The following is a 12,545-nucleotide window of genomic DNA, read 5'->3' on the forward strand; positions in this document are numbered from 1 at the left end:
AAATAGTTGATTAATGAAACTGAGAACTCGCAAATTATGGCTCGGTATAATATTTTTTAGCTTTAACCCGATCGCCCCCAGCATAACCCCCAGCATAGCCCAAATCGTCCCCGACACCACGCTACCAGTCAATTCTACCGTGACAGTCAGCGGCAAAAACAGCTCGATAGAGGGCGGCACGACAGCCGGAAGCAATCTATTTCACAGTTTTCGAGAATTTTCGGTTTTGACGGGAAACACGGCTGTTTTCAACAATTCAGCAGACATCCAAAATATTTTCACCCGCATTACCGGTGGCTCGATTTCTAATATTGACGGCGAGTTGAAAGCTAACGGTACTGCAAATCTATTTTTGCTCAATCCTAACGGGATTATTTTTGGCCCGAATGCTTCGTTAAATATTGGCGGTTCGTTTTTGGCGACTACGGCGAATGCTGTAGATTTTGGCGGTGGGGCGAATTTCTCTGCCACTTTTCCCGGACAAAATACGCCTTTGTTAATCGTTAGCGTGCCTCTGGGCTTGCAATACGGACAGCCTTCTGGAAGTATCGTAAATCGATCGACCGACGGATTGCAAGTGCGATCGGGCAACAGTCTGATACTTGCCGGCGGCGATGTGAGATTGGAAGGCGGAGTTTTACTTGCTCCCGGCGGTAGAGTAGAACTCGCAGCCGTTGCTGGCTCTGGAACTGTGCCGCTCAACTTCCTCGGTAACAATGTGAGTTTAGTTTTTCCCACCGGCATCGAAAGAGGCGATATATCTCTAACAAAGGAGGCGGCTATCAACGTGCGCGCAGCAGGCGGCGGGAATGTTATTGTCAACGCTCACAACTTCAACGCTTCAGAAGGCAGCACAGTGCGGGCGGGAATCAATCTAGGGCTGGGTGCGGCGGGCGCTAGAAGTGGAGATATTTATGTTAGCGCGTTGGGTGCGATCGCGATCGACGGTGAAGGCACATTTCTTTCTAATGCAGTGCTGTCAGACGCTACAGGCACCGGCGGCGATGTCAACCTCACAGCCAACTCGCTTTCTGTCACCAACGGCGGTCAAATATACGCCGGGACTTACGGGCGCGGAGATGCCGGCAACGTCAATATTAACCTCAGCGGTGCAGCTTCCTTTGATGAAACAAACGGCTTCTCCAGCGGTGCGTACAGTCGGGTGGAAAAAGCAGCCGCAGGAAACGGAGGCAATGTCAATCTCACAGCAGCCTCGCTTTCGATAACTAATGGGGCTGCCCTGCAAGCCAGCACCTACGGACGCGGGAATGTCGGCAGCGTCAACGTTAACGTCGCCGATACAGTGATTTTGGATGGGACGAGTTCCGAAACCGAGGTTTTCTCCAGCGGTATCTACAACCGAGTGGAGACATCCGACAACGCAGTCGGTCAGGGTGGTAGCATTAATATCGCCGCGGGTTCGCTGTTTTTGACTAATGGTGCTGTGATTACTGCTAGCACCGGCGCCCGGGGCAATGCTGGAAATCTAACGGTGACAGTCCGCGACGGCATTACCTTAGATGGTACCGGTCGATTCTCGTCGGCTTTGGGAGTTGGACAGTCCAGCGGTTTGTACAGCAGTGTCAAAGACACAGCAGTTGGAGAAGGCGGAAATATTCGCGTCAGTGCTAATTCGCTGTCGGCGACAAACGGTGCTGTTGTGATTGCCAATACTTTTGGTGTCGGCAACGGCGGCAGTATTCAAATTAATGTTAATTCTGTCAATCTGGCGGGTGTTGATGCTGGCGGACAGTCTAGCGGCATATTTACGCCGACTGAACCAAGTGCGATCGGCAACGCCGGAGAAATTACAATTAATTCTGATATGCTGCGGCTGGCTGACGGCGCTGTTGTCAGTTCGCGCACTCTCAATTCCAGTAGCGGTGGCAGTATTGCGATTAATGCCCGCACCTTGGAAGTCGTTAACGGCGCGCAAGTGTTGACTACTGCTAACCGCGAGGGCAGTGCGGGAAATATTCAGTTGAACGTTTCTGAAAGTATAAGCTTTTCTGGGAGCGATCGCACTTTTGGCGATCGACTCAATAGATTCGGTCAAGATTTAGTTAGCAACTCCGGTGCTGCTAGCGGAATTTATGCCAATACATCTGACAATTCAACAGGTGCCGGCGGCACTTTAACCGTTCAAACCAGGCAATTAACTGTCCGAGATGGCGCAGCAGTTACTGTCAGTGCCGACGGCAAAGGCGCAGCAGGAAATTTAACAATTGCGGCCGACTCAATTCGTTTAGATAGCGGCGCAATTAAAGCCACAACCCAAGCCGGCAATTTCGGAAACATCACCTTGCAAGCACCGGATTTGCAACTGCAGGGTAACAGTCAAATTACTACTAACGCCTTCGGTACTGCCACCGGCGGCAATATCGATATTAACACCAAGTTTTTAATTGCTAAGGAAAATAGCGACATCCGCGCCAACGCAGTCCGAGGCCGAGGCGGGAATATTATCATTACTGCCGAAGGCATTTTTCAATCTTTAGACAGCGACATCGACGCCAGTTCAGAATTAGGAATTGACGGTAATGTCGAACTCAGAACACCCGATACTGATCCCGTAAAAGGATTAAATCAACCAGAAATCCTCGGAGTTCCCCCGGCACCTGCACAAACTTGTCAAACTAGAGGCCAAAGGACAAGTCGGTTTGTCATCACTGGGCGCGGCGGTTTACCCCCTAGTCCCAGGGAACGAGTCAGCAGCGAGCATAATTTCGAGGCCGTGAAAGAGCCTATTGTGGAGGCTCAAGGCTGGATAATTAATGCTAAGGGGGAGATTGAATTGGTGGCGAATTCGGCTGCTGTGGTTCCTTACAGCCCTGGGAGAGCGCCTGTTTGCCACTGAATAGCGCGCGATCGATTTTGTGCGGCGGGCTTTGGCAAGACCCTAAAAATGCTGTTTCTTTTGATCTCATTGTCGATCCTAAGTGAACAGTATTAGTATTGTAAAAAAGCGGACGGTCGTCCTCACTGCGAACCAATCAATTTTAGACCGGACAGGATTTAAGACCGTTTCCCTCCCGGTATCGCCGCTCAATTCACCGCCGGAACTGGTGATTCTACAGGTCGAATAATTGGCGGTTTATTCGTAGATTTTTCTTGAAAAACTGCCTTGAGTGCTAAGTCTAGATTTTCTGCCATGACGATGCGGTTTTCGTAGGCAACAATAACTCTGACTAAAGTTGGCAAACTATTGCGCTCCGCTTCTAAATAAAGAGGTTCGACGTACAGCAAAGATTGTTCGATTGGAATAACTAATAAATTTCCTTGAATTGCTTTTGAACCCTGCCGATTCCAGAGAGATATTTGTTCGGAAATAACCGGGTCTTGATTGATTAATGCTTCTATTTGTTCCGGGCCGTAAACTAATCGCTGTTTGGGAAACTGGTATAACAGCAATTTTCCGTAATTTTTGTCGTCCGATCGCCCTGCAATCCAAGCAATTAAATTGTTGCGGCCTACTGGTGTAAATGGCAGCAGCAAAATAAACTCTTCGGAAGTTTCCGTCGGCAGTTTCGTAATCAAATAGTACGGTGCTACCGGCTGCTGTTCGTTACCGTAAATTTCCATAGGAACTCGCCACAAATCCTCCCGATTGTAAAATACCTGTGGGTCTTCCATGTGATAAGTTAGCAAGCGTTCTGATTGAACGTTTAACAAATCTACGGGATACCTAATATGTTTGCGGATAGTCAGAGGCATTTGGTCAAGGGGTTTGAATAGTCCGGGAAATATCTGAGCCCAACTGTTGATAATCGGGTCTGAGGGATTGGCAACATAGAAGTCAACCGATCCGTGGTAAGCGTCAATGACTACTTTTACTGAGTTGCGGATGTAGTTAAATTCATTTTGACCCGGATCGGAATACGGGTAGCGATCGCTCGCTGTATAGGCATCGATAATCCAGTAAAGATAGTTAGGAGGATCGTTATTATTAGTTTTTGAGGAAGAAGGCTGATTTTTTTGACGATTTTTAGCGTTGTTTTTTTCTATATCATTTTTACTCAAATTGGCGTTTGCTACTACCAAATACGGATCGGAATCGTAGCGCAAAAAAGGAGCGATCGCCCGAACTCTTTGGTTAATGTTTCGGCGGTACAATAATTTAGTTTCGGGCGTAAAATTGCGAGTCAGTACCATTTGCCAATTTTTGAGATAATTAGCAAACAGCCAGCGCCGCCACAGAGAACCGATCGCAATTCCGCCTCTACCGTTGTAATTGTTGTAAACATTTTCTTCGCCGCTGGGATAGTCGAATTCCTTGACTTGTGTCGGTGTCATCACGTTTGTATCTGTGAGGGCACCGTAGTAAATGCGCGGATAGCCGATCGGGAGACTCATCCGAATTCGATCGCTAGTTATATCTAAAGCAGTCTCTCCTTTCTCGGCTGGAACTCCAATATCTTTAACAAAATAATCGGGTAAACCGCCGACACCGACTGTGTTTACGGGAGAAAGAGTAAAGCCGTAACCGTGCGTGTACACCAGATGTTCGTTCACCCAAGTTTGAGCTTCCGGCGCAACTGCTGCATAATCTAGTTCCCGCGCCGCCAGAATTACTTGCTGGCTTTCAGTTTCTCCCTTTTTTGCGGTTTTCTTTTTGATTGTGTAGCGATCGATATCCGCATCAGGAAATGTATAATACGGTCTGATTTGCTGCAACTGTCGGTTGGTTTCCAGCAGTGGCCGTTTGTCCCACAGCCGGATGTTGCTAACAGTCAGTTGATTTCTTTCTAAGTCTTCATATGTAAGTTTCCCGGCTGGATCGAAAGTTTTTATTTCTATTTTTTTGAGGTCAAAAGCTTCTTGAGTAAAGGCAATGCTGCGTTTGATGTACGGCTGTTCTCGCGCTATTTCGTTTGGTCTGACTAGCAGTTGCTGCACAAGTTTTGGCAGCAGCCAACCTCCCAAAACACTCAAAATTATCCACACTAAAATAATCTTTTTAATCAGTTTATTGGGAGTTTTGAATTGCCAAACCTGGTACAGCATCAAAAGTGCGATCGCCCCAGCCAACACGCTCAACAATCCGTAGACGGGCAGCCGCACCGTTACATCAGCGTAATTCGCTCCGTAGGTAACGTCTCCGCGCGAGTACATCAATGCATAGCGCCCCAGGCAGTACCGGAGTGAGGTGGCTAGCATGAAAGCTGCACCTAAGCCGTACAAATGGCGCTGCTGCGATCGCGAAAACCCCAAAAATCTACCTTTACTCAGGCTATCTCCCGACAGCAAATATGTTAAAGCACCAGAGACTAAACCGTACAAAAATACAACTGTCAGCCCTAAGCTTAGCAACTCTAAAATTGGAAAAATAAATACATAAAAGCTAATATTTTGGTTAAAAATAGGGTCGGTTGTATTAAAATTAGTAGGGTGGAAATATTGTAAAACGTTTGTCCAGCGACTGACTGCAACAATCCCGATCGCCACACTGAGAAAAAGAGCGATCGCCCGCAGCCAAAAATCCGGCTTAATTGCCACAGCTAACATTGTGCCCAGCAGCAAGCCCAACTGCCACCGCCCAGAAAATAGCTGTACCAGCCCTGGCTGAATTGACTCAATTCCTAACTTTATGGGCAGTGGAGGCACATTGCCCCCTATACCGAGATAGGTGAAGCTGTTGGCAGCTAACAGCCCGCAGTGAATTACTGTCAAAGTGGCGATCGAACTCAATCCGAATACCGCCAACAGCAGCCAATAAAAAGTAATTTGAGATTTAGCAACAGGTAATTCGTCGTAATTCTTCCCCGTTTTGTTCGCCCAGGGCGAAGCGAATAGCCCCGCCGCCCCCGGCGATTTGATTTCCTCCGCCGGATGTTGCAGGCGGCGCGCCAAAGCCAAATTTCCCAGCAAAAAGGCAGAAGAAACCGTAATTGCGATCGTCCCCAGCAACCCTTGAGTTGTCAGCTTTAACAGCAAAACCTGAAGATATCCCACTTCCTGAAACCAGAAAATTTCTGCCGCAACGCGAGAGGAAAATTCAAAAATTAACCACAGCCCAACAAGCAATAAAATTAATTGATAAATTCGCTTAATAGTCATTAATAATTAGTTAAAAATAGTCATTAGTCAGTAGTCATTAGTCAGTAGTCATTAGTCAGTAGTCATTAGTCATTAGTTAAGAAGAGTCATTAGTTGAGAATAATTGATAATTTTCAACAATAACAAGCGACCAATGACTAATAACATTCGCGAGTGGAGACAGCATTAATGACTAATAACTAATGACCAATGACTAAGGACTAATGACCAGCTAGCTGTACTGCTGATTGACATCCACATCCAAATTAAACAGCGTTTGCAAAGTCTGCATCGCTTGTCTGCGTGCCTCAATATCCTGCTGAGCGCGCAACTGTACCATCGGATCGTGCAAAATTTTATTCACAATCCCCCTTGTTAAAGATTCAATCACATCTTGATGTTTCTCCGAAAATTCAGAGCCCAGACGTGACAAAGCTTTTTCTAACTCTTGTTCCCGAATCAATTCTATCTTATCCCGCAAACAGCTAATAGTAGGAACAGTTTCCAGACTGCGCCACCAGACATCAAAAGCCTCTACTTCCTGTTCCAGCAAACCCTGAGCTTCCATTGCCATTTTGCGGCGGCTTTCGTGATTTTGAGCTACCACTGCTTTCAAATCATCCACATTAAACGACTTGACATGAGCGATTTCCTTCGCGTCCGAATCAACGTTGCGCGGCACTGAAATGTCCACCAACATCAAAGGGCGGTTCACGATTAAAACAGCTTCTAATTTAGCTTTATTTAACAGCGGATCTGTAGCAGCAGTACAGGTAAAAACCAAATCAGAATCTGCAATTACCTGCATCATTTCCGACAGCAGATACAAGTGCAATTGGGCATCTTTAAAGTTATTTGCTAACTCCTGGCCGCCCCGCACGGATCGATTGACGATCGCAATATGGCTCGCCCCTTTCGAGAGCAAATGCTGCACCAAAAGCCGCGACATTTTACCAGCACCGATAATCGCAATGCGGCTACTAGCTAAATGCTGACCTTTCAATTGAGCCAATTCTGCCGCCGCCGAACTGATCGACACCGCACCCGTACCGATGCTAGTTTCGGTGCGAACTCGCTTCCCTGCTGTGAGAGCTTGCTTGAACAAACGCTCTAAAATTCTGCCCACACCTTTGTACTGCTGGGCGAGTTTGTGAGTTTGTTTCACCTGAGCCAAAATTTGTCCTTCTCCCAGCACCAAACTATCGAGGCCCGAAGAAACTCGCATCAAGTGCATCACCGCATCTTCGTGCAGCAAAATAAACAGGTGAGGGCGCAAAGACAGCAAGGGAACTTTGCTGCATTCAGAAAGAAACTGAATCACCTCTCGCACTCCAGGCTCAGACTCGCTGGTAACAATATAAATTTCTAAGCGGTTGCAAGTGCTGAGGATGGCAACTTCTTGAATGTGGGGGTAGCCGCGCAATTGGGCGATCGCGGCTTCAATCTTCGGTTCTGGAATGCTCAGTTTTTCACGAACTTCAACCGGGGCTGTTTTGTGGCTGAGACCTACGACTGCAATATTCATATCTGTGATTTGTCACTATTTATTTCTTACTTGTTAACAGTCACCTGTTATTAGTTCTTAGTTTATCGCTAATTACCAATCACGGGTGACTGTTAACAGCTAACAGTCAACAGTCAACAGCTAACAGTCAACAATCAACAGTCAACAGCCAACAGTTAACCGCTAACTAATGACTAATTCAATTGCAGAGATTTCGGCTGGTCAAACATATGGATAGTATCCACAAACCGAGCTGTTTTCGACTGAGAAGAAATTACCAAACTCTCAGTGCGAGCGCCGCCGCCAAAGAAGCGAACTCCATCCATCAGCGTTCCGGGAGTAATTCCGCAAGCTGCAAACAGAACAGTTTCTCCAGATGCCAACTCTTCAGCATTGTAAATCTTGTCTGGGTCTGTGATACCCATTTCTTTAAGGCGGGCGAGATTGCTCTCTTTGCTTTCACCGATCAAACCAGTTTTGACAACAGCCGGATCGTAAATTAACTGCCCTTGGAAGTGACCGCCCAAGCAGCGCATTGCTGCTGCGGAAATCACACCTTCGGGTGCTGCACCAATACCCATCAGCGCGTGGATGTTGGAACCAGAAAACGCGCAAGAAATCGCTGCCGAAACGTCGCCGTCGCTAATCAAGCGAACTCTTGAACCTGCTTGCCGAATTTCATTAATTAAATCTTTGTGCCGGGGGCGATCCATGACCACTACCACCAAATCTTCAATACTGCGGCCGAGGCAATCAGAGATAATTTTGAGGTTTTCGGTTGGCGTTTTGCGAATATCTACATGATTCTTAGCAGCCGCAGGAGCAGCCAATTTGTTCATGTAGAAATCCGGTGCAGCAAACAAACCACCTTTTTCAGAGATTGCCAAAACTGCCATCGAACCGTTTTGACCGTAAGCAACTAGGTTAGTTCCTTCGCAGGGGTCAACGGCGATGTCAATTTCGATCAATTCATCGATGTTGCAGACATCTTTAGCATCTTCGCGAGTACAAATACCTACTTGTTCGCCAATGTAAAGCATGGGTGCGTCGTCGCGTTCCCCTTCACCGATCACAATGCGGCCGCGCATATGAATTTTGTTCATGCGCTCGCGCATGGCTTCTACAGCCACTCTGTCGGCTTCATCTTTCTCGCCTTTGCCCATCAAGCGAGCGGAAGCGATGGCTGCCTGCTCGACTACTTCGATAATCTCTAAACCGATTACATTGTCCACAAACTTTATTCTCCCAACTTCTGATGCTTGCCTGTGCTCTTTTGCACTCCCAGCCATCAAGTTTATCAGAGGCGGGGATCTCTGCGAGCGTAAGCACTTGCTTTGTTTGTGTTAACTTTTGCTTCTTTCAGACCCGGAGGGGAGATGGGGGAGATGGGGAGATGGGGAAATGGGGAGAGTGGGAGAGTGGGAGAGGGGGAAATGGGGAGAGTGGGAGATGGGGATATGGGGAGAGTGGGAGAGTGGGAGAGTGGGAGATGGGGAGAGTGGGAGATAGGGAGATGGGGAGATGGGGAGATGGGGAGATAGGGAGATGGGGATATGGGGAGAGTGGGAGATGGGGAGATGGGGAGAGTGGGAGATGGGGAGAGTGGGAGAGTGGGAGAGTGGGAGAGTGGGAGATGGGGAGATGGGGAGAGTGGGAGATGGGGAGAGTGGGGACAATTTTCCTTCTTCCCTCAAGCCTCAACATCATCCTTCTTCCTTTAACATTCATCCGTTACATCCGTTACACAATCCGTTGCCGAACTTCCTTCTTTCTTCGCCATCCTTGATTTATCGTAACAGTTGCCTCAGTCTTGAAGTTTTATGATGGTGATAGGAAATCAAATTTTCGACCTAAAATCGGGACGAACTAGACTTTATAACCGGGGAGCAATTAAAAATGATGATGAAAGCCCAAGATATTATGACAACAGAAGTTGTTACCATTCGGGGTTCGGCCACGGTAGCTGAAGCAGTGGCGACGATGAACGAACTTTGCCTGCGCGCGCTAATTGTGGAACGCCGCCACGAACAAGACTCCTACGGTATTGTTACGGAAACCGATATTGTTTACAAAGTAACAGCCTACGGAGTAGACCCGCAAAAAGTCCGCGTTTTTGAGATTATGACCAAACCGTGCATTACGGTGAATCCAGACTTGGGTGTAGAATACGTGGCGAGGTTGTTCGCCAATACTCGCATCCGCCGAGCTCCGGTGATTAAGGATAAGCTGCTTGGCATTATTTCGGTAACAGATATCTTGACAAAAAGCGATTTTGTTGATAAGCCGAAAAGTGTTTTATTTGAGGAAGAAATCGAAAGGGCGATCGCGGATGCTAGAACAGTCTGTTCCCAAAAAGGCGCTACTTCTAGAGAGTGCGCGGTAGCGTGGGACATTGTAGAGGAAATGCAGGCTGAGGCTTCTCACCAGCGATCGATGAAGCTTGAGAAAACGGCTTTTGACGAGTATTGCGAGGAAAATCCCGAGGCGGCTGAAGCGCGGATGTACGACAGCTAATTTAGTCATTAGTCATCAGTCATTAGTTATTAGTTATCAACTCTTATGTATGGATTGATAACTAATAGCTAACGATCGGAAATAGCTTTTTTTAGGCTCGCCTCACGAAAAATAAAAATCTTAAGTGTTTGGCCCAATCATATAAAACACGTTCAGCTTATTCCCATCTAGATCCCGAAAATATCCCACATAAAACCCCGGTAACGTGCCTCTTGACCCCACTGCTCCTTCATCCTTAGCGCCAAGTTCGATCGCTTTGTTATAAACTAAGTTGACTTTTTCTGGACTGTCAACTTGAAGTGCGATCATTACGCCATTACCAACAGTTGCTTCGTTGCCATCAAAGGGTTTTGCAACAGCAAATCCTGGCATCTCTGGAGAAACGCTCCATGCGATAAATCGGTCGAATTCCATGAATCGTTGAGCGCCAATTTCCCCAAGCAAAGTATCATAAAACTTGGCTGCACGTTCAAGATTGTTGGTGCCGACTGTAACGTATCCAATCATATTTTTTCTCCTCTAACTGATGTTAAGATAAAAAAATGTTTGAGCAAATAACAACTGACTTAAACTGATCCTTATAAAACCAAAGCTACAACTCAAACATCATTTTACATCATAACTGACACTATCTCGGTGTTGTCCGCTCCCATCATTTATTGCCGATCGCTAATACATTCGGGAGTGTCTCTACTTGGACTGTTGACGATCGCACTTACCGCCTTTGCTTTCATTGCAGCAGCATAGGGCTTTAACAGCGGCAAAACTTCCTGAGCATTTTTAACAGAAGGATCGAGCCACTCTTCCCAAGCGCTGTCGGGCAAAATCACCGGCATTCGATCGTGGATCGGCTGCACTGTTTCGTTAGCAGCGGTAGTAATTATACTGCAAGATACAATGTTTTCTTTTTCTGGAGACTCCCAATTTTCCCACAAACCGGCAAAAGCAAAAGGTTCGCCGTCTGCCTTTTGAAAATAGTAAGGCTGTTTGTTCTTTCCCTGCTGTTGCCATTCGTAGAAACCGTCAGCGACTATCAAACATCGCCTGTGCTTGATGGCGCTGCGAAAAGCAGGTTTTTCCGCGACAGTTTCCGATCGCGCGTTAATCATCTTGCTGCCTATTTTCATGTCTTTTGCCCAACTTGGAATCAAACCCCAGCGCATAAATTGGAACTGTCGCTGCATTTGCTCTTGAGAAACTGTGACTGTGGCAACTGATTGAGTTGGGGCGATATTGTATCGCGGTTTGATGTCGGGAACTGCCGAAAGTTTGAAGAATTCGGCTATGATTTGACCTGAAGTAGTTAAAGTGTATCGTCCACACATAATTTATAGTTGGTATTAACAAAAAGGTAGATTGGGATTTACCGTTGGGCGGGGCGGGTTTTGGAGATTATTCGTGTTAGGCAAAGATGGTTTGTAAAACCCCACCCTACGAGACATTGCTAAATTGTGGAACATTCGCAGACAACCATTCGGCGCGCAACTTTTCAATAGCTAATTCTTTGAATTTAGCTTCTACTTCAATCCACGGAGCCTGATAATAGCAATTAGGCATTTCTGTAATTAAATCGCTGTGGCGCGGATCGGCAAAAAATTCTCTGCCATTCGATATGTGCACTAATTGCCATTCAGGAACCGACCAACTTGTGCGTGCCGCTGCGAGCATTTCGGCAACGCTGGGATCGTCGTAACTTGCTAAATGTTCGTGAATGACGTGGTGGTGGGCATCAAAAACCATCGGGACTGAGGTATCGAGACAAACTTCTAAAAGTTCTGAGGAACTGTAAGCGTATTCGTCATTTTCAAAAGTTAAGCGCGATCGAATTGATTCGGGTAAATCGCGGATGACTGATGTGAGTTGCGAAGCGCGATCGCCCTTACCGCCGTGAATGTTCATCAGTGCGTAGGGCGATCGGGGTTGTTGCAACATATCTAAGATTAAAGCATGAGTTGCCAGAATTTTAATGCTGTTTGCAACGACATCAGGCTTGTCGGAACTGAGGACAACAAATTGATCCGGGTGGAGTACCAAACGGATGTTGAGGGAAATTGCGCGATCGCCGATTCTCCGCAATTCCTCAGCCATTGAGTGCAGCACTGCTTCCCCCAAATCTGTATCTGCAAAAGGGAAAAGTGCAGAAGTCATGCGATACAATTTAATGTTATTTGCACTGCAGAAATCAATCGCTTTGTCAAGCCGTTTTAAGTTGTCTGTATAAAGCTCGCGCAACACTTTTTCTTGTTCACTTTCGGCAAGCTGTAAAAGTCGCTTCCGCGTGACAGTGCGAAAGCGAACGGCATCGGATGTTGTAATGCAGACTAACCCCAATTCCGGTAATTTGTCCTTTCCCAATACTTGGTTAATCTCGCTCATTTCTCCATAATCCTTAACTTGACTTTTATCCTAAATAGGTTTGTAGTAAGGATTTTAGTCCTTAGTTCGGAAGTTGGGAGGGACTACTCGCGTCTCCCGAAAAAATTGCTATATC

General features: G+C 46.8%; 9 protein-coding genes. 3 read left to right on the top strand and 6 right to left on the bottom strand.

The window, feature by feature from the left end; genetic code table 11:
* The first annotated feature begins 13 nt into the window (after positions 1-13).
* Complete coding sequence (locus QUA01_RS14895; protein ID WP_333090387.1) at positions 14-2,857, top strand: two-partner secretion domain-containing protein; 2,844 nt, start codon at positions 14-16, stop codon at positions 2,855-2,857.
* Positions 2,858-3,045: 188 nt separating this feature from the next.
* On the opposite strand, the gene QUA01_RS14900 is transcribed toward QUA01_RS14895, so the two are convergent.
* From QUA01_RS14900 to glpX, 3 genes are all read right to left on the bottom strand, one after another.
* Positions 3,046-6,057 (bottom strand): UPF0182 family protein, encoded by a 3,012-nt coding sequence (locus QUA01_RS14900; RefSeq protein WP_333090389.1) that lies wholly within the window; start codon positions 6,055-6,057, stop codon positions 3,046-3,048.
* Positions 6,058-6,268: 211 nt separating this feature from the next.
* Positions 6,269-7,561: a glutamyl-tRNA reductase gene (locus tag QUA01_RS14905; protein ID WP_333090390.1), complete on the bottom strand. Its 1,293-nt coding sequence runs from the start codon at positions 7,559-7,561 to the stop codon at positions 6,269-6,271.
* 173 nt (positions 7,562-7,734) lie between these two features.
* On the bottom strand, positions 7,735-8,772 hold the full coding sequence (gene glpX / locus QUA01_RS14910; protein WP_194067500.1) for a class II fructose-bisphosphatase: 1,038 nt from the start codon (positions 8,770-8,772) through the stop codon (positions 7,735-7,737).
* Positions 8,773-9,085: 313 nt separating this feature from the next.
* Between glpX and QUA01_RS14915 the strand changes: the two genes are divergently transcribed.
* Together QUA01_RS14915 and QUA01_RS14920 are read left to right on the top strand one after the other, a co-directional pair.
* Positions 9,086-9,364 (top strand): hypothetical protein, encoded by a 279-nt coding sequence (locus tag QUA01_RS14915; RefSeq protein ID WP_333090395.1) that lies wholly within the window; start codon positions 9,086-9,088, stop codon positions 9,362-9,364.
* A 72-nt stretch (positions 9,365-9,436) separates the two neighbouring features.
* Positions 9,437-10,054: a CP12 domain-containing protein gene (locus tag QUA01_RS14920; protein WP_333090397.1), complete on the top strand. Its 618-nt coding sequence runs from the start codon at positions 9,437-9,439 to the stop codon at positions 10,052-10,054.
* Between the two features lie 120 nt (positions 10,055-10,174).
* On the opposite strand, the gene QUA01_RS14925 is transcribed toward QUA01_RS14920, so the two are convergent.
* The 3 genes from QUA01_RS14925 to uvsE all read right to left on the bottom strand — a co-directional run bounded on the left by QUA01_RS14925 (position 10,175) and on the right by uvsE (position 12,430).
* Positions 10,175-10,561, bottom strand: coding sequence for a VOC family protein (locus tag QUA01_RS14925; protein WP_333090399.1), 387 nt, complete (start codon positions 10,559-10,561; stop codon positions 10,175-10,177).
* Positions 10,562-10,710: 149 nt separating this feature from the next.
* Entirely contained in the window at positions 10,711-11,379 is a 669-nt protein-coding gene (locus QUA01_RS14930; protein WP_333090400.1) for an SOS response-associated peptidase, read from the bottom strand.
* Between the two features lie 106 nt (positions 11,380-11,485).
* A complete protein-coding gene (gene uvsE / locus QUA01_RS14935) occupies positions 11,486-12,430 on the bottom strand; it encodes a UV DNA damage repair endonuclease UvsE (protein WP_333090401.1) in 945 nt (314 codons plus the stop codon).
* Between the last annotated feature and the right edge of the window lie 115 nt (positions 12,431-12,545).

Source organism: Microcoleus sp. S36a_B3, assembly GCF_036700745.1.
Classification (GTDB): Bacteria; Cyanobacteriota; Cyanobacteriia; order Cyanobacteriales; family Microcoleaceae; genus Microcoleus.